The organism is Spirosoma terrae, from assembly GCF_010435915.1.
Classification (GTDB): domain Bacteria; phylum Bacteroidota; class Bacteroidia; order Cytophagales; family Spirosomataceae; genus Spirosoma; species Spirosoma terrae.
Window position 1 is genome coordinate 36,894 of record NZ_JAAFZH010000024.1, and the last position, 19,206, is coordinate 56,099.

16 protein-coding genes are annotated in these 19,206 nt (G+C 47.1%); 6 read left to right on the forward strand and 10 right to left on the reverse strand.

The window, feature by feature from the left end; translation table 11 throughout:
- Positions 1-28: 28 nt before the first annotated feature.
- The gene (locus GK108_RS29835) at positions 29-769 is read right to left on the reverse strand and encodes a class I SAM-dependent methyltransferase (protein ID WP_163955256.1); all 741 of its coding nucleotides are present in this window, start codon (positions 767-769) and stop codon (positions 29-31) included.
- Between the two features lie 178 nt (positions 770-947).
- Here GK108_RS29835 and GK108_RS29840 point away from each other — a divergent pair, with 178 nt between their 5' ends.
- From GK108_RS29840 to GK108_RS29850, 3 genes are all read left to right on the forward strand, one after another.
- Positions 948-1,352, forward strand: coding sequence for a c-type cytochrome (locus GK108_RS29840; protein WP_163955257.1), 405 nt, complete (start codon positions 948-950; stop codon positions 1,350-1,352).
- Between the two features lie 246 nt (positions 1,353-1,598).
- Positions 1,599-2,171, forward strand: a complete 573-nt coding sequence (locus tag GK108_RS29845; RefSeq protein WP_317166598.1) for an RNA polymerase sigma factor — start codon at positions 1,599-1,601, stop codon at positions 2,169-2,171.
- Positions 2,172-2,638: 467 nt separating this feature from the next.
- Positions 2,639-4,015 (forward strand): Gfo/Idh/MocA family protein, encoded by a 1,377-nt coding sequence (locus GK108_RS29850; RefSeq protein ID WP_163955258.1) that lies wholly within the window; start codon positions 2,639-2,641, stop codon positions 4,013-4,015.
- Between the two features lie 69 nt (positions 4,016-4,084).
- Here the strand turns inward: GK108_RS29850 and GK108_RS29855 are convergent, their stop codons facing one another.
- The 4 genes from GK108_RS29855 to GK108_RS29870 form a co-directional block, all read right to left on the reverse strand.
- Positions 4,085-4,774 carry a carboxylesterase family protein gene (locus GK108_RS29855; protein ID WP_163955259.1) on the reverse strand — a complete coding sequence of 230 codons (690 nt, stop codon included), beginning with the start codon at positions 4,772-4,774 and terminating at the stop codon, positions 4,085-4,087.
- 38 nt (positions 4,775-4,812) lie between these two features.
- Positions 4,813-6,387 carry a sensor histidine kinase gene (locus GK108_RS29860; RefSeq protein ID WP_163955260.1) on the reverse strand — a complete coding sequence of 525 codons (1,575 nt, stop codon included), beginning with the start codon at positions 6,385-6,387 and terminating at the stop codon, positions 4,813-4,815.
- A gap of 72 nt (positions 6,388-6,459) precedes the next feature.
- A complete protein-coding gene (locus GK108_RS29865) occupies positions 6,460-7,257 on the reverse strand; it encodes an alpha/beta fold hydrolase (protein ID WP_246225277.1) in 798 nt (265 codons plus the stop codon).
- A gap of 201 nt (positions 7,258-7,458) precedes the next feature.
- Positions 7,459-8,112, reverse strand: a complete 654-nt coding sequence (locus tag GK108_RS29870) for an alpha/beta hydrolase (protein ID WP_163955261.1) — start codon at positions 8,110-8,112, stop codon at positions 7,459-7,461.
- Between the two features lie 399 nt (positions 8,113-8,511).
- Between GK108_RS29870 and GK108_RS29875 the strand changes: the two genes are divergently transcribed.
- Entirely contained in the window at positions 8,512-11,637 is a 3,126-nt protein-coding gene (locus GK108_RS29875) for a SusC/RagA family TonB-linked outer membrane protein (protein ID WP_163955262.1), read from the forward strand.
- 15 nt (positions 11,638-11,652) lie between these two features.
- Positions 11,653-13,080, forward strand: coding sequence for a SusD/RagB family nutrient-binding outer membrane lipoprotein (locus tag GK108_RS29880; RefSeq protein WP_163955263.1), 1,428 nt, complete (start codon positions 11,653-11,655; stop codon positions 13,078-13,080).
- A gap of 71 nt (positions 13,081-13,151) precedes the next feature.
- Here GK108_RS29880 and GK108_RS29885 read toward each other — a convergent pair whose 3' ends face one another.
- From GK108_RS29885 to GK108_RS29895, 3 genes are all read right to left on the reverse strand, one after another.
- The gene (locus GK108_RS29885; protein ID WP_163955264.1) at positions 13,152-14,513 is read right to left on the reverse strand and encodes an FAD-dependent oxidoreductase; all 1,362 of its coding nucleotides are present in this window, start codon (positions 14,511-14,513) and stop codon (positions 13,152-13,154) included.
- A gap of 126 nt (positions 14,514-14,639) precedes the next feature.
- Positions 14,640-15,626, reverse strand: coding sequence for a bile acid:sodium symporter family protein (locus GK108_RS29890; RefSeq protein ID WP_163955265.1), 987 nt, complete (start codon positions 15,624-15,626; stop codon positions 14,640-14,642).
- 105 nt (positions 15,627-15,731) lie between these two features.
- A complete protein-coding gene (locus GK108_RS29895; RefSeq protein WP_163955266.1) occupies positions 15,732-16,655 on the reverse strand; it encodes a Ppx/GppA phosphatase family protein in 924 nt (307 codons plus the stop codon).
- A 56-nt stretch (positions 16,656-16,711) separates the two neighbouring features.
- Between GK108_RS29895 and rpsU the strand changes: the two genes are divergently transcribed.
- Positions 16,712-16,909: a 30S ribosomal protein S21 gene (rpsU, locus tag GK108_RS29900; protein ID WP_163955267.1), complete on the forward strand. Its 198-nt coding sequence runs from the start codon at positions 16,712-16,714 to the stop codon at positions 16,907-16,909.
- A gap of 134 nt (positions 16,910-17,043) precedes the next feature.
- On the opposite strand, the gene GK108_RS29905 is transcribed toward rpsU, so the two are convergent.
- Together GK108_RS29905 and GK108_RS29910 are read right to left on the reverse strand one after the other, a co-directional pair.
- A complete protein-coding gene (locus tag GK108_RS29905; protein ID WP_163955268.1) occupies positions 17,044-18,357 on the reverse strand; it encodes a sugar MFS transporter in 1,314 nt (437 codons plus the stop codon).
- 37 nt (positions 18,358-18,394) lie between these two features.
- Positions 18,395-19,159: a glucosamine-6-phosphate deaminase gene (locus tag GK108_RS29910; protein WP_163955269.1), complete on the reverse strand. Its 765-nt coding sequence runs from the start codon at positions 19,157-19,159 to the stop codon at positions 18,395-18,397.
- Between the last annotated feature and the right edge of the window lie 47 nt (positions 19,160-19,206).

Here is a 19,206-nt window from a genome sequence, read left to right on the forward strand (position 1 = left end):
CACATGGCTTTAGTACGTAATGTCTGGATTAGTTGACCTTGCCGATTCGTAAAAATACGGGAAAGGTTAGCTCCCGCTCGGTTTCGCCCCAGAGCGGTTTTAGTACGTCGCCAAGGTCATTCACCGGATCTTCTTCATTTTCATGAATGTACTGCCGAACGGCCGACCAGGTTCGGAGGTAGTTTAGGAATCGGTCTAATGGCCAGCTTCGGCGGATTGTAAATGGTTTGACTTGACAATCCGCGAACGGAAAAGGAAGACTGCTATAGGCATTATCGATATGGACACGTTGCGGGTCCCAGTACGGACCAACTCGATTCCGATAAAAATCAACAATTAGTTTATCCAGATCGGGGCCCGCTTTAACCAGTCCATATCCCCATTCGGCGATGGTGGCGCCGGGTTTAGCAACCCGACGAACTTCCTGATGAAAGGCGTTGATGTCGAACCAATGCAGTGCCTGAGCTACCGTAATCAGATCAAAGGTATGGTCGCTAAAGGGAGTATGCTCAGCCTGGCTTTGCTGGTAGTGAATATTTGATTTCTTGACAGCTAACAGCAGTTGTGTTTCACTAATGTCCGTTGCCTCAACCTGTTCGAATAAATCGGCCAGTACGTTTGCTACCTGGCCGTTACCCGTAGCGCAATCCCAGGCCATTTGTCGATTGGTAACATAAGTCATCAGAAAATCGTAGAGATCAGCAGGGTAGTCAATACGATATTGGGCGTATAAACCGGCATGACCCGAAAAACGGTCGAGTGGCGTCATGTTTATTTTTTTATTTTAGCTGTAATTAAACGTTTTGTGTGAACAATTGTCTAACGAATGGTTTAAAGAGGAAAACTAATGGCAAAATTGGGTTATAAGTTGGAACCATCTATTTTTGCGGGGTTGACCTATAGCCAATTATCAATTTGTTCCGTTCATTTATCGTTACCCGATTCTCATGAAAAAATCGTTTGGATTTCTCCTGGCTGCGGCTGCCTTAGCCTTGGTTTCTGTTGATGTTAACGCTCAGGCTCCAGCTGATATTCCAGCGGATATGAATGCCCTGATGAGCAAATATACCTGTATAGCCTGCCACCGCCCTAATCAGAAGCTGGTTGGTCCTGCTTATATTGACGTTGCCAAGAAGAATTACTCGGATGAGGAAATTGTAAATCTGATTTACAACCCAAATCCATCTCATTGGCCAGGGTATCCTCCAATGGCTCCAATGAAACAGGTGCCTAAGGAAGATGCGTTGAAACTGGCTTCCTGGATTAACTCGCTGGATGGGGGTTCTAAAAAGACTACCACCAAGAAAAGCACAACAAAGACTACCACGAAAAAAACTACTAAGAAATCGTAAGTTGACTTCGGGTTTTCACAAAAAAGAAGCACCGGTCCTGGACCGGTGCTTCTTTTTTGTGAAAATTCTGACTGCTAAACGGTAAATAGCCTTCTGATAAGGCTAACCCGTTCGGTTTGCTTTTCGGGCTATCTCATTTTGGTAATCAATTAATTTTTGATTGTATTTATTGATTATAAAGAATCTAAATTGAACAGGAGGGCGTACGTAAGCGGACTAATCGCTATTAACCCGCGCTTTTGTTCTGTGAATAATACGCACATGCTGACAGATGAGGAGATGATTCGTGCTTACTTCTCGTCGCAGCCGACCCACTGCTTTGAGACGCTTTACAAGCGTTACGTTAACAAGGTTTATCGTAGATGTTTATCATTAACTCAGGATACTACGAAGGCCGAAGATTTTACACACGATATATTTTTGCGGGCGTTCTCTAAGCTCGACGCTTTTCAGGAGCGGGCTCGTTTTTCAACCTGGCTTTACTCGATTGCCTACAACTATTGCCTGGATCAGCTTAAGCTCGCGCGACGTATCAATACAATAATCATTGCTGACGATTCCGCTTTTGATATTCCGGAAGCTGATGAAAGTTTGGTACACGAAGAGGCTATACAGCTTATGGAACGAGCTATCGATTACCTCTCTCCCAAGGATATAAGACTGTTACGGCTTAAGTACGAAGAAGGGCTGAGTGTTAATGAAATTGCCGACTTGTATAGTAGTAAAGTTAATACCGTTAAGATGCGCCTTAAACGAAGTCGTGATCGTATCGCCTATTTATATAAAACGCTACAGTATCATCAAACCAAACGTTTATAAAGCTCCGTTTACGTCTACATTATAAGCTCACTACGTTTGAGCAGGCTTTAGTTGCTGTTATTAAGTAGTCTTCTACGCACTCCGTAAATGCAGACAAGGGGCTAGAGGTATTGAGTGCTGAGGTTGTCATAGACAGCATCCTGCTGTCTATGACAACCTCAGTGGCTAATTGGGGCATTACAACTTAGCCTACGGCTTCGACAGCAGGATGCTGTCCATGACAACCTCAGCACTCCGTTCAGCTAGACACTAAGAAAAGTCCGGCGCTACAGAGAAAATGGACATTAAAGAAACAGGCCGGATACAATAGGGCGATCGTATCTACTCAATCACGATTAATGTTGCAGGCTGAATTGGTAGTTTCTAAAAGGTTCTGCCTTTACTGAAAAAAGGTTTTCGCTCTAAGCGATTCCCGAAAACAGATCCTATAGCTAGTCGGCAGAGGCTGCCTGAAACCCTCAACTTGCATGAATACATTCAATATTAATCGTCGCCGTTTCCTGCAGGGGACAACGGCTTCTCTTGCACTTACTACGTTTGGGGCCCGTGGTCTTGATCTGATTTATCCCGCAAACACACTACGTGTTGGGCTGATTGGAACAGGATGGTACGGCAAAAGTGACTTGCTCCGGTTGATTCAGGTGGCTCCTGTGGAAGTGGTGGCGCTTTGTGATGTTGATAAAAAAATGCTCGATGGGGCAGCCAAGTTGGTTAGTCAGCGCCAGAAATCAGGTAAAACGCCTAAATTATACGGTGACTATCGGAAAATGCTGGCCGATAATCAGTTTGACATTGTGCTGATTGGAACGCCTGATCATTGGCACGCTTTACAAACCATTGACTGTATTAAGGCCGGGGCTAATGTATACGTACAAAAGCCAATTAGTGTTGACGTAATGGAAGGGGAAGCCATGGTAGCGGCTGCCCGGAAATACAATAAAGTGGTTCAGGTTGGTACGCAGCGTAAAAGCACTCCGCATCTGATCGATGCTAAGAAAAATATCGTAGATGCTGGTTTGCTCGGAAAAGTATCACATGTGGAGATGTGCTGCTATTTCCCGATGCGGAATAACGGAAATCCACCCGTTCAGGCCGTTCCCGATTTTCTGGACTATGAGATGTGGACGGGGCCTGCTCCTTTAAGACCCTACGATGGGTTACCTCACGTTCGTTGGTGGCGCACGTTTATGGAGTACGGTAACGGCATCACGGGCGATATGTGCGTTCATATGCTCGATACAGTACGTTGGATGTTGAAGCTGGGCTGGCCTAAACGGATTAGTTCAACGGGCGGTATCTACGTTCAAAAAGAAGGGAAATCGAACATCTCCGATACTCAGTCGGCTCTTTTTGAATACGATGATCTTAACTGTGTATGGCAGCATCGGTCCTGGGGAACGCCCGCCAATCCAGATTATCCGTGGTCGTTTACACTCTATGGCGATAAAGGCACGCTATGGGGAAGTACGATGGCGTACGACTTTATTCCGCAGGGCAAAGGCGAAAAAATCCATAAGGATGTTGTCTACGAAAAAGAGAAATATCCTGAAGATCTTACGGAACCTACTGAGCCAAAAATCGAGCTGAATGCAGCCCCTGCCACCCGCCTGCATATGCTAAACTTTCTGGATGCAATCGACAAAGGCAGCCGCCCGATTGCCGATATTGAAGAAGGACATATTTCTACCGCCAGTTGTATTCTGGCCAATATGTCGATGAAAACGGGTCGTCCTATTGTATATGATCCTAAAAAACGGGAGATCGTGGGCGACCGTGAAGCCAATGGTTTACTGGCACGCCCTTATCGGCAGCCGTGGGTTCACCCAGACCCTACCAAAGTATAACTGATCAGCATCATTTTCCCGAAAGCCTTACTCGTTAACGCTTTCGGGAAAATGGTTTATAGGGCTTTATTACTTGTGCTGCTTCAATAGCCAGTCGTATATTTTTTTGTCTTCGTAGAGGTATTGAATGGAGTGGCCTTCGTTCGCTAACCGGGTAAACGTTACGTCCCCTTTACAGGCTTCCAGCCGGCGAACAAGTCGCTCGGTTTCCGATAGGGGAATTATATCGTCGGCAACGCCGTGAAATGTCCATATAGGTACGTTCTTGATTCGACAAACCTGAGTAGAGTCGTCGCAGCCACCACATAATGGAACAATGGCGGCAAATTTGTCGGGATAGGCTATTGCTGTTTGCCAGGTACCATATCCACCCATACTGATCCCCGTCAGATAAATCCGTTTTTTATCAATTCGATACGTAGTCGTTAGTTTGTCGTACAGTGGCTCCAGCCAATTGTCGGTAGACCAGAATTTCCCATCCGGGCACTGGGGCGAGGCAATAATAAACGGAAAATCATGCCCCTTTTCTACAAGAGCCGGTAAGCCATATCCGTTGAGCTTCGTTAAATCATTTCCCCGATGCGATCCGCCGTGCAGATAAATCACTAACGGATAGCTTGTTGTTGCAGCGTACTCTTTAGGCAGGTAAAGCAGGTAGGGATAGTTTTCTTTGGTTTTGGGATCAACCTGTGCAAAAAGTGAACAACCCAGAATAGGTAACAAGAAAAACGGGAGAAGAACGGTGATTGATAAGCGCATAGCCGACGTAGTAATACCGTAAAGATTGATAAATCTGCTTACAAAGCTTCCTGATTGTCGGCATTAACGTTGTCAACAAATTTGACGTATTCGGCTGGAAAGACCAGTTTGAACGTAGTGCCAACATTTTCGGTACTGTCTACTTCAATGGTAGCCCCCAGTTTTTCAGTTAGTGCCTTCACAATCGACAAGCCGAGCCCCGACGTACTTTCGTTATTGGTGGGCTGGGCCGATAATCGCTGAAAACGCTTGAAAAGCTTCTCCTGGTCTTCGGTCGAAATTCCCGGACCTTCGTCTCTGACGGCTATTACTAACCCTTGCTCGCGCATGTCGGTCTGAACATATACGTTACGTCCAAAGGGCGAAAATTTCAGCGCATTACTGATGAGGTTATCAAGAATCCGTACAAGTGATTCTGGATCGGTATACAGAATGACAGGATGCCCAGCGTGCTGGACGTGGAGTTTTATGTCTTTTTGGTAAGCCTGTGCCGTGAAGCCGTCGACAATGACATGGATGAGATCGGCTAATTCAATATTTTCCCGGTTGACGGGTTGATTTGAGGTGATCAGCCGATTGAAATAAACAATACTGTCAATCAGATTGAGGCCGCGTTTTATGGTTTTCTGGCCATACTCGATATTTTCGGTTTGCTCGTCGTTTAAAGGGCCTGTCATCGGCAGGAAACTGAAAACAAAACTGAGCGTCGATAGCGGAGATTTAAGATCGTGGGCAATGACGCTGATTAAGTTTTCGATTTCCCGATACGCATCTGACAGTTGCAGGTTTTTTTTGTACAGCTCCATTACGTCGTTGAAGAGCCATATTCTGCCTTTGAAGTAAGGCGAAAAAATAGGCCGGGTCAGAACCGACAGAATTTTGTCGTCAAATGTCCAGATCCATTCTTTAATGCTAAAATTGGGATCATGAATAAATCGGGCGGCCGTCTGGTTGATTTCGTCGATATTAAGTGCCTTGTTACGGAGCTGCATCATGCCAACCGACAAGTCGGCCGGAGAAGGACGTAATTCGCCAGGTTCGAGATTCAATAGCTCAATAGCAGCCTGGTTGACCCAGCTTGTTTCTTCATCTTCATTGATGAGAACAATGGCCTGGGGTACAATGCCAAATAAGAAACGATATTGCTGTTCTAAAGCAATACGTTGTAAGGACAAACTACTGACAAGTACTTTATCACTGAATCGGTACAGCGCATCTTCAATGTCATCCAGGGCTTCGTTGGTCGGTTGACTCCAGCCTACCAGTATCCATCCTTTGAATGTATAGTTATTCAATCGATAGCCAGCCAGTTGTTTATAAGGGCTCAGAAAGCTTTTGAGTGCTCGTCGGGGCGTAAAATCAGGATCGAAAAAGAAAGGCGATGATTGGGTTAGGTCGTATAACTGCGCAGGATTAATTTGGGGGGAGTTTTGTTTTGTTGTATTGGAAAACTGAATGGTAGCGGTCCATTCATCGCGTTCCTGTATAATAAAACAGCCGTCTGCTTTTAGAAAAGCTACTATTTCCTGTATGTATGCTTCCTGCAGCTTTGGGCCAATTTCCGTTGCTTCAACGCTCCGAAATCGTTTCTCAAGAACTTTAAAGTCCATCATATAAGATGTCCGCCAAATTTTTCCCTCTACAGGACGTATCAGCGACTATTAGACGAAATCTAGAACAAAAGCTTAGTTTAGAAAAGGTTTTATCGCTTTTATAACCTTATCGGGGTCACTAATGTGCGGTAAATGCCCTTCAGTCTCTACAAAAGCCAGAACTGCATTTGGCATATGTTTCTCCATGTAGTAACCAACATCGTTAGGTACGGCATAATCTTCCGTAGCCTGTACAAGGAGTGTTTTATGAGTTAATTTGGTGATATCCTTCCGATGGTCTGAATGAAAAATAAGTTTAGCAATGGCCAGCGCTACGTCAGGGCGCATACCCGTCAGCGTTTTGGTAAAGGCGTCGGCAAATTGCGGCCGATCGGTGTTGGCCATGACCATAGGCGCAAAACCGCTCGCCCATGCATGAAAGTTGCTTTCCATTTGTTTGAAAAGACCATCGAGCACTTCGTGGCTGAATCCGCCCTTATAGCTTTCCTCATCAAGGTAACAGGGAGATGCGTTCAGCAAAATCAGTTGAGAGAACCAGTCCGGCTCCTGAATAGCGGCCAATGTGCCGCTCATGCCTCCCGCCGAATGACCAACAAAAAAAACATCCTTTAGGTGTAGCTCCTCGAAAATGTCCAGTATATCGTCAGCGTAAGCGTATAACTGTTTGTATTTACGCGGATTAAAATAGGGTGTTGTGGCTTCGTTAGCGCCGACATAATCGAACAGAACTATTTTATAGCTATCGGAAAAAGCAGGTACAATATCTTTCCAGGCAGTTTGGTCGGTTCCGAATCCGTGAGCAAAAACCAGGGTTTTCTCTGATTCTAGGTTGCCAACCAGATGTACGTTATTTCTATCAAGTACAGACATTTACTGTTCGTGATTTGGCCATTTGAGTAAATACTTCAGCTATCTGCGTGTGGATGTAAGGACTTGAAAATTACCCGAAATTTATAAGTAAAACGGTTATAGTAAGTTAAAATAGAAGTAATTATATATATAAAGTTTACAATTGGTTATAAAATTGACTATAAGGTTTATGTTAGAGATTGATAGGTGAAAAAGACGGAGTCATTCGCCTTTAATAAGCTTGGATAGTACAGATGGTTCTACCCGATGGGTTCCCGCGAACGTAGTAATTGTTAACGTTGGTACGTCCAGCATCAACTTACCTATATACTCGTCCTGATTTTCTAGCTGGATCAGGTATTCGTCCTTGTCGCCATACACGTAATGAACATCAATGTCGGCAAGCTTAGCGGGGTTGATCAGTTCATTGAGCCCGTCCGGAAAATAGCCTGCCCAAAGCAGCAATCGGCTAATTTGAATATGCCCATCATTTAACCATCTACAGGCCGTAGCTGCGCCCTGCGAAAAGCCGAACAACGTAACGGGCAGCGAAGCAGATGGCACTTGAGCCAGAATATGGGTATAAAGTGAGTTTAAATAAGTAATAAAGTCATTAACCTCATTCGCTCTGTCTTCACGCGTTTGCCAGGACGCGCCGATTCGTTTATAGTCGTTCGTTAGGTAAAATCTGGATAATGCTTCCGGTACAACGATAAACGTTTTGCCATCGTTGAGCGCCGTAAATTTTTGGCTGAAAAACCGGGCTAACTGCCCAAATCCATGCAGGCAAAACCAGATATACTGCGTTTGATCGGTCAGCTCTCCAATGGTATAGTAGCGAGCCGTTCGCTGAACGCTAAGGTGATGTTCGATCATGCCGCAAATATCGACTTTCCCGGAAAGATACAACTAACAGATTACCACTAATAATCACCAAATACGGCCCTGGTAAGCAATTATGTGGCTAACGGTTACACAAAAAAGATACTTTCCCAAATAAATTTTAATCGGTAACTAAGTAAGTAAATATGGCGTAATGATTTATTCTGGCTATGATTATACTAGCTTGTAGATCAGTACGTAGTAGTTTTTGTTTGCGTATTTATACTTACCAGATCATGTGGTATTGGGCTGAACTTCAAGCCGTATAAATAGTAGCAAGTATATAGGCAAAAGATAATTTGTTGATGTGTATGTATTGCGGAATTTTAAGGGCTATCTATCTTTGTTTAAGTTATTTTTAATATTTAATTACTAATTCTACTTAAACAAACTATGAAGGAACTGTTACGACTTTATCTGGGACTGGCCTTTCTTCTCTGTTCTACTGCCATAAGGGCGCAGCAGATTGAAGTGAGCGGTACTGTCTCTTCAGATGGAGATGCGTCCGCATTGCCAGGTGTGAACGTATCGGTGAAAGGAACAAGTGTTGGTACGCAAACCAACGAAAAAGGCCAATACACACTCCGGGCAAATTCGGGAAATACAGTATTGGTATTCAGTTATATTGGGTACGAAAGTCAGGAGGTTACGATCGGAAGTCGCACCCGCATCGACGTAACGCTCAAGTCTGATAACAAAATGCTTAACGAGGTTGTTGTAACGGCCTTAGGTATCACCCGCCAGAAAAAAGATCTGGGCTATGCTACCCAGGGCGTTACGTCGTCGGAGATTGTACAAAACCGGCAAACGAACTTAGTTAATGCCCTTCAGGGAAAAGTGGCTGGGGTAACTATTACCAGCACAGGCGGAGCGCCGGGGCAGGGTGCCCGTATTTTGATTCGGGGAATTAACTCGCTCGACGTCAGCCGCGATAACCAGCCTTTATTTGTTGTTGATGGGATTCTGCTCGATAACAGCACCTCCGTTGGCTCTGCGAACTCGGGCGCTAGTTTGCGCGGTATGTCGAACCGGGCGTCGGATATTAACCCCGACGATATTGAGTCGATGAATATTCTGAAAGGTGGCGCGGCTACGGCCCTTTACGGTCTGCGTGGTGCGAATGGTGTGGTCGTTATTACGACCAAATCAGGAAAATCGGGTTCGTTCCGTACCAACTTCAGCAGTACGTATGGTTTTGAGAATGTTAACAAAATCCCCGAAACACAGGATAAATACACGATTGGGTTTTCGGGAGTTTATAACCCGCAGGATTTCTTCCCATCGTGGGGGCCAACCGTAGAAGAAGCGCGTAAAATCGACCCGACGCATCCCGAAAAACTGTACAACATTTACAAAGACGCATTCAACACGGGGCAGCAGTGGCAGAATAACCTGTCGTTTACGGGCGGCAGTGATCGGCTTACGTTCCTGACTTCTATTGGTCATCTGCGCCACGAGGGGGTGATTCCGTTTACCAACTTCAACCGGTTGTCGGTGCGGCTCAATACAAACGCTAAGATCAGCAATCAGTTCAGCATCGGTTCGTCGCTGAACTACATCAATTCAGGCGGTGATCGCTACAACGCCGACCGTTTCAACGAAAGCCTGAGCTATTGGTCGCCCCGCTGGGACATTCGCGACTACCTGAATGCCGACGGTACGTATAAAACCTACGGTAATGATAACCCCATTTATGGCGCCATGACCAACAAGCTCCGCGATAATGTGAACCGGCTTGTGGGTGGATTAACTTTTCTCTACAATCCGATGCCCTGGTTATCCTTAAGCTATCGGGCAGGATTGGATACGTATAGCGAAAATCGGCTTAGAACGGCTCCGGGCCCACAGGGTATTGCCGGAGAACGTTTGTTTGGAGACAACGCGCTGGGGTTTGTGTATCAATATAATTCCAGCTTCCGGGCCATTACATCCACGTTTACGGCCAGTGCAAACAAGAAATTTGGCGCCAACCTGAACACTACGTTACGGTTAGGGCATGATCTGTACGACCGCCGGGTTCGGGAATTTGGTGCAGAAGGAACTGAATTATCGGTTTATAATTATTTCGACCTGCGGAACGCCCGTACCGTTGTACCAAGCCAGAATAGTGAAGACTATCACCTGATGGGTATTTTCGGAGAGCTGACCCTCGACTGGAAAGACTATCTGTTTCTGACGCTGACGGGACGTAATGACCGTACGTCGTCGCTGCTGGCTCCGAACAACTCGTTCTTCTATCCATCGGCCAGTTTGTCGTATATCTTCTCGCAGCACATTAAACTACCCGAAGTCATTACGCAGGGTAAGTTCCGGGCTTCGTATGCACAGATTGGTAAGGATGCCGCCCCTTACTCGACTATTACGGGCTATTCGTCGTATCAGCAATTGCCATCGGGTACAACCGGGTTTACGCGCGGCTCTCTGCTGGGCGATCCGAGCCTACGGCCTGAGTTTACTAATACGTTCGAAACCGGCGTAGAAATGGGCTTCCTGAACAACCGACTGGGTGTTGATTTTACGTATTATAATTCGCTCAGTAAAGACCAGATTATTCGGGTCGACGTAACCTCAACAACGGGTTATGTGAATGCCGCTATCAATTCGGGTTCTATGCGTAACCGGGGCGTTGAACTGATTCTGCGTGGTACGCCGGTTAAGACGAACAAGTTCAGCTGGGATGTAAACCTGAACTTCTCGGCTAACCGAAACAAAATTCTGAGTATTCGTGAAGGCTTAACGGAGATTAACTATGCCTCGCAGTCGGGTTATGCCAACTCTACCGTAACCATGCGACTGGTTCCAGGTTATGCCTATGGTAATCTGTATGGCCGGTCCTATCAGCGATATTATGCTAATGCAGCCGATGCCAATGCGTCGCCCGTGCTTGACCGCAGTCGTCCTATTGTAATCGGAGCGAATGGTTTCCCAGTTATCAACACGACCCAGAAAATTATTGGTAACTCGCAACCCGACTGGATTGGTGGTCTGAACAATACGCTGCGTTACGGCAATTTCATGTTCACGGCGTTGTTCGATGCGCGCGTAGGGCAGGATCGGTATAACCAGATGGCGAACTGGTTCTCAGCGTTTGGTATCTCTAAAGAATCCGAAAACCGGAACGAAACTATTGTATTCGATGGTGTTTTGGCCGACGGAACACGAAACACCAAACCAGTTTGGCTTGGTCAGGGCAAAGGTCCTGATGGCGTTGACTATGGTATCGGTTTTTACCGGAACGTACATCGCGGATCTTCCGAAAACTTTGTTGAAGATGCATCGTGGTATCGGCTTCGGTCAGCCAGTTTGTCGTACTCGGTCCCTTCCTCGGTTCTGAAAAACAAGCTTTTCAGAAGTCTGTCGCTGAGCGTAACGGGCAACAACCTGCTTCTCTGGACAAAATACAGTGGCTATGATCCAGAAACCAGTTCAACCAGTGCGGGTAGTAATGTGGATGGCTTCACGGGCTTTACCTATCCTGCCGTGCGGAGTTTCCTGTTTACGATAAACGCTGGCTTTTAATTCCTGAAACGACTTATGAAATTACGTACTCAATATATCACATTAGCCACGGCCGCTCTTCTGTTGATGGGCGCCGGTGGTTGTAAGGAGGATTATTTCGACATGAAAGATAATCCGAACCTGATCAGTAATCCACCACTGAACTCGCTGCTGTCGACCACAACTCAGAAAACAGCCTATAGTTCGCAGCGGGTGGGGAACATTACGTCCTATTTTGTGCAGTATCTGGCCAGCCCTGGTGCCGGTGGCCAAACCGATACGTATCAGATTACAGACTATACCTCTACCTGGGATTACATCTATTTTGCCATGGCCGATCTGCGCGACATGAAGCTGAAGGCGCAGGAGCAAGGGGCAACCGACTACGTTGGGGTGGCCGATGTGATGCTGGCGTATCATCTTAATTTGATTGCCGATACGTTTGGGTCGGGACCATACTCAGATGCCTTTACGGGCACTACGTTAACGCCTACCTACGATTCAGAAGAAACGTTGTACACAACGGCTCTTGGCCTGCTCAACGAAGCAGTGACCGAACTGGCAAAAACGGACTCGAAAGTAAAACTGGCAGCCGCCAACGATTTGATTCACAAGGGTAGCAATACCGCCTGGCTCAAAACAGCTAACGCGCTGAAAGCCAGGATGCTGAACAAGGTGTCGAAGAAAAGTACGTACAAACCAGCCGATGTACTCGATGCTGTATCGAAATCATACACGGCTAATACCGACGATGCCCAGATGTCGTCATATTTGCTACGTAGTCCGTGGGCTGCCGTGGCTCGTAATAATGCCGCCCTGGTACTCGATGGCTGGCTATCCAATCAACTGGTTAATCAACTGAATGGTACTACGTATGGCCTATTCGATCCACGTATCGAAAAAATTACCGACAAAACCGTAAACGGTACGTATGTCGGTACCCGCAATGGGCAGGGTAATGTGGGCGGTAATAACACGGTGAAAGACGAAGTCTATATTTCACTCAACTCGACCTGGACCGGTGATGCATCGCCGTTGTTTATTGTTACTAATGCCGAAATGAGATTTGTGGAAGCAGAAGCGGCCCTACGGTCGGGCGATAAAGCGCGTGCCTATACCGCTTATCTGAACGGGATTCGGGCCAACATGGATAAATTCGGTGTGGCGGCTGCCGCTCGTGATGCTTACGTAGCTAATGCTGCGGTCAGTGTAGGAGCTGATGCCTTGACTCTTGATCTGATTTTCAAGGAAAAATATGTCGCTACGTATTTAAATCCAGAAGCCTGGAACGACGCCCGGCGGTTTGATTATAAGTACAAGGGCTTTACGTTGCCGCTCAATGCTGCGCTTGGTACTTCCTTTATTCGGCGTGTGGCCTATCCGAACGGCGAAATCTCGAAAAACGGCAAGAACGTACCGGCTGACGTACCGCTATCGACTCCGCTTTGGTGGGATAAGCAATAGTGTTTGCAAGATCATTGAAATGACAGAAGCGCGGGCCTAAACCCGCGCTTCTGTTTTTGCTGCCTTCTGGCTTATGACACTCTGGCAAACAAATCATTTAAGCCTTCACTCATGGTCGGGTGCGTGTAAATGGTATCCCGCAGTACCGTATAATCGAAGCGGGCTCGCATGGCCAGTTGTACCAGATTGATTAATTCATGGGAATCGGCACAGAACAGGGTACACCCTAGAATTTGATCTGTATCGGCATCGACAATACATTTTAAGAGCCCTGCGGGTTCTTTTAACAGCTGCGCGCGCGTAATGGAAGCTGCCGGTAGCGTCGCTACGTTGATGCGATACCCTTTGGCTAAAGCTTCCTCTTCACGCAGCCCAACATGAGAAAAAGGAGGACTGGTGAACAAACTGAAAGCAACCAGGTTTCGATCCAGCAGTGTATAGGGTTTACTGTTGAAGAGTTGACTACGAATGATACGATAGTCGTCCAGCGATATGTAGGTAAACTGAGGGCCGCCATTAACATCCCCGATTGCCCAGATGTGAGGAACGTTGGTCTGTAGACGTTCATTAACCCGAATATATCCTTTGACGTCCAGTTCCACACCGGCGGCTGCTACGTTCAATCCTTCTGTGTAGGGGTGTCTGCCCGTAGCTACCAGTATGGCGGAGGTCTGAATGGATTGTTGATTGCCTTCCTGACTCCGAAAGAGAACCGTATCCTGTTGACCTTCGCCAGGAATGATTTCATCTACGCTTACCCCCAGTTCAATCCGAATGCCTTTGGCAACCAGCGTAGCCAAAACGGCATCTGCCATATCCCGATCCTCATTAGGCAGGAAATGGGCTGACCGATCCAGAATCGTGACCGTAGCACCGTATTGCGCGTACATAGTGGCGAACTCCAGCGCAATGTATCCGCCACCAATAATGACCAGCTCGCTGGGGAGTTGCTGCTGATCGATAAGGGTTGTGCTGGTAAACACACGCTGGCTTTGCTCAATACCTGGAATAACCGGAATGATGGGTTTGGCGCCGGTGTTGATGAAAATTCGCTCCGCTTCGATGACTATTTCTTCGTCGGTATCGATAAGTCGAACGGAAACCTGGTGGGGAGAGACGAAACTGGCTTTACCGGTGATTACTGTGGCATTGGGCGACTGGTCAACCATGTTGAAATTGCGTTGCCGGAGCGCAGCCGTCAGCTGATCCTTTTCCTGAATTGATTCGGGGTATGGCTTACCCAGTTCGCCATTGTGGATAAGAAATTTGGTAGGAATGCAGGCAATGTTGATGCAGGTACCGCCATACATAAGCGGAGATTGTTCAACCAGCGCTACCGTCCAGCCCTGATTGGCCAGATAAGCGGCCAGGGTTTTTCCTCCTTTGCCAAAACCAATAATTAGGGCATCATACGAACTGTGGATCGATTTCATTTTTGAGGATAGGGATATGCCTTAAAAGTTATGATAGTTAGTAGGAAAGGTAAGTCGAGCCAGCAACAAAAAAGCGTAGCGATGCCAGTAGCTCCACTACGCTTTTAGGTATGTTTTCGGAATAAACTACTGGACAGGTTCCTGCTCAGCAACCACCGGAACATCCTTAGGCGGGTGTTGACTCCAGTACGTAGCGAGTAACGAGCCGGTTGTATTCATGATCGGGCCAAACAGGGCAGGAGCAAGACCTACAGTAGCTACCTTACCCAGTTGAACAGCAATGCCAGAGGCCAGACCGCCATTTTGCAGACCAACTTCAATGGCAACGGTGCGGCAGCTTTGTTCGTCCATGCCAAACAGTCGGGCCGACCAATAGCCGAACGTGAAGCCCATCAGATTATGAATTAGAACGCAGAAAGCCAGTGTCCAGCCAACGGTCAGCAGACTATCGCGACCGGCTGCGGTAATGATGGCAACGATCAGAACAATGCCCGCCATAGAAATCAGCGGCATCACTTTGTTGATAATAACGGCTGATTTATGGAAAATGCGATTCAGAATTAACCCGACAACAACGGGTAAAATCACGATCTCAATAATTTCGACCATCATCTTCAGGAACGAAATCTCAATGAACTGACCAGCCAGCAGCTTCATCAAGGCAGGCATCAGGAAAGGTGCCATCAACGTCGACAGCGTCGTTACCGTAATAGAAAGCGGTACGTTGGCCTTGGCGATGAAGCACATGACGTTCGATGCGAGCCCGCTGGGCGAACAACCGATCAGCACCACACCAGCGGCAATTTCAGGCGGAAAATCGAACGTAGTGGCCAGGGTAAAACCCAGCAATGGCATGATCAGAAAATGGCAGGCAACCCCCACAAAAACAGCTCGTGGCTGCTGAATAACACCTTCAAAATCCTTAATCGACATGGTTGTTCCCATGCCAAGCATAATAATCTGTAGTAAAGGCACAATGAGCTTCTTCAGCGGGAAGCCATTAATCTCAGTAAATGGTCCTGGAAAAGACAATGCTACAGCAACGGCCGCAATAATCAGGGCCGTGTAAATAAGATTCTGATACGATGAACGAGCGTTTGTTTCGGCTTTCATGTAACTAGCTAAATCGGGCCGGTTGTTAGCAATCAGGCCCAGGCAAAGAGTTAGGTTTTAGGTACGGTGGACGTAATAACTCCACCGTATCTAAAAAGCAGCTCCTTATGGCAAGCTACTCAATACGCCTTCTTTCAGCGAATAGGTCGATGTTTTGATCCTTGAGATTCCAAACGTTTTGAGAATATAGTCGATCAGACAGACGGCTACAACGATCATATCGACCCGTAATTCAATCATGCCGGGAAGTTGCATTCGCTCTGTATGATCCCTGCCAACCAGTAGTTGACAAGACCGGTAGAACTCCTCAACGGGAAGCGTGAAAGCGGTTTGTTCCGGATCAGGCAGATGATTGTATTCGTGCATGTACCACATATCGACCAACGTATCGAACGAACCCGACGAGCCAACCAGCGCATTCGGTTGGTACTGGTGAATGGCGTTGGCCAATGGTAATAGTTGTTCCTGAAAATAATCGTATAGCCGACGCCTATTACCCGGACTAATTGGATCGGTAGCCATGAACCGTTCGAGTAGGCGCTGACCACCAATTTCGAAGCTTTGTTTCCAATAAATACGCTGCTGATTACCGAGAATAAATTCAACACTCCCTCCACCAATGTCGATAATTAACGACGTAGCGTCGTTTAGCGTACCGGCCATCCGAACACCTTTATAGATGTAGTCGGCTTCGGTATCGCCCGAAATAACCTGAATCTGAACGCTCGTTGCTTGCCGAACCTGATCAATAAATTCCTGTTGGTTGCGGGCCACCCGAATGGCGCTGGTGCCGATGGCTGCCACCTGTTCCGGGGCGATAGCAAACTCGTCGAGAACCTTCCGGAAGTAAGTCAATACAGTTAAGGCCCGTTCGATAGCCTCTGCCGTGATAATCCCCTGATTAATACCGGCCTGCCCAATTTTAGCGGGCCGACTTTCCCGGAATAACGTTTTATACGACTGATCGATCTTCTCAACGATGAGTAAGTGGAACGTATTGGTACCTAAATCGATAATGGCTTGTTTCATAGATGCAAATCTATTACCTTTGCCGTCCGGTTTTAGCTAAAACAGAATATTATAACATGCTAATTGTTAACGTAAAAGACAACGAGTCGATCGACAAAGCCCTCAAGCGCTTCAAAAAGAAGTTTGAGAAAACGGGCGTGTTGCGGCAGTTGCGGTCGCGGACGGCTTTCCAAAAACCGTCGGTAAAGCGCCGTACTGAGATTATCAAAGCTACCTACAAAGAAAGAATGTACGGTAACCACAACGAGCAATAGGCTCAGTGGTAGGCAATGATGTTCGGCTGTACTAGTCGATAATCGCTGAATGCGCAGTCAGCGATTTCTGAAACAGAACTATGAAAATCCGCAGGCTCAGGCTTGCGGATTTTTTGTTTCTACCCAAATCATGATCACCATTGCCTGATTTTGTGGCCATAAACAGCATAAAAGAGCAGGTATAGATAACAGGGGAGAAGAACCCAGTATGCCTCGCGGAGTGAGAAACTATCGGCAAAGTAGCCGTACACCAACGGCATCAGGGCATTACCGCATAGTCCCATAATTAGTAACGAAGCGCCTGCTTTTGTGAAGCGTCCCAGCCGGTCCATCGCCAGTGGCCAGATACCCGCCCAAATCAGCGAATTAGGCAACCCTAAGCTTACCAGAAACCAGAACGATACGGGCATGGTATGACCAAATAGCGTAATGGTGCCGGGTGCCAGAATAATTCCCAGGCTAAACAAACTGCCTAGAAGCGTACAGATACGTAGCGCGTTGACCTGTCGGATAAACCGGGGAATGGTTATAATACCGATAATGTAGCCCCAGATCGTAGCAAACAGGATGTAGGAGGGAAACCCTTTCGCTTCCAGCAACGTAACGCCCATTGAACTGGCATACCCGATAACGGTATCGATAGCAATAACCTGCGAGCCGACGTGGAAGAAGATGGCCAGAGCGCCCAGCACTAGATGCGGAAACTGAACTACGCTGGTTTTATCAGAATTCGCAATCAGGATTTCTGCACTCTCCTGTTCCGTATCAATCTCGGGTAGTGAAGAAAAACGAATAAATAAGCCCAGGCCGAACAGGACGGCACTCACGCAGGCGTAGGGAACCATAACCCGGCGGATGAGTTCGTCGAGCGCCACACTACGTGCTTCAGCCGTCATTTGGGGCAATTGCTTGAATAACTCGGCGTCGGAGGATCGCAGAATTACGGCTGCAAACAACAGCGGAGCCACAATACCGGCGGTTTTGTTGCAGATGCCCATGATGCTGATTCGTTGGGCAGCTCGCTCAATAGGGCCTAAAATCGTTACGTAGGGATTTGATGCCGTTTGCAGAATGGCCAGCCCGGTACCAATGGTGAACAAGCCCGTCAGGAACAGCCCATACGTGCGGGTGTATGCCGCCGGAACAAAAAGCAGTGCGCCCAGCGACATGATGAAAAAACCAACCATCATACCTCGCTTGAACCCTACTTTCTTCAGCAGTACCGATGCGGGCATCGACATTACCAGATACGAGATGTAGAAGGCGAAGGCAACCAGATAGGACTGAAAATGCGTCAGTTCGCAGGCGATCTTGAAATAAGGAATCAGGATTGAGTTGATCCACGTAACGAAGCCGAACACAAAAAACATGATCCCTATGATGATGATCGGTCCTGTTGTGTTTGGTGTTCTGGCAGCCTTGTTATCCAATGTATCGGTAGTAACCATAGTCAGAAGCAGTTAAGCAACGGCAATAAAGAGTCTACTACGTTAACGATCCGTATGAGTCCTGATCGACATACAACGTACAGTTGGGGTGCTGACGAAGAATAGAAGCCGGGCATTCCGTTGTAATCGGGCCGGTGAGCATGGCTTTCACCGCTTCGCGTTTTGTTTTTCCAGGAACAACGCAAAACAGGTGCTGGCCTGCTAATAAGGTGGGAATAGTTAGCGTCAATGCTTCCTGGGGGACATCGTCGAACGTAGCGAAACAGCCGTCGTTGACCTGTTGTTGCCGACAGATGGTGTCCAATTGAACACGTTTAATTACGTCTGGATCATTAAAATCGGCTACGGGCGGATCGTTGAATGCCAGATGCCCATTTTCACCGATACCCAGACACACCATATCAATTGGCGCTTCTTCGATCAGTTGTTTGTACTGCTTGCAGGCTTCCTCTGCGCCCAACGAATCATCGATCAGGTTGACAGTACGTGGCGATACGTTCCCAAACAGTTTCTCGGTTAAAAAATGACCGAACCGTTGCGGTGCATCGGCAGGTAGGCCGACATATTCATCCATATGAAATACGTCGATGCGCGACCAGTCAATTGCTTCGTCGTTGGCTAAATAGGCCAGCATCTCATTTTGCGACGGCGCGGCTGCAAAGACAATCCGAAGGACCTCCCGATTAGCCAACAGTTCTCTGATTTTGGCCGCAATGTCTATACCGGCGGCTGTGCCCATATCCTGTCGGTTCTCAAAAACGCGCACTGCCAGGGCATCCACTTGCTCAATTACTGGTTTCATTGTAAAAGTCTTTTCTAATCATAAACGTATTTAAAAGCCGAGTCTTC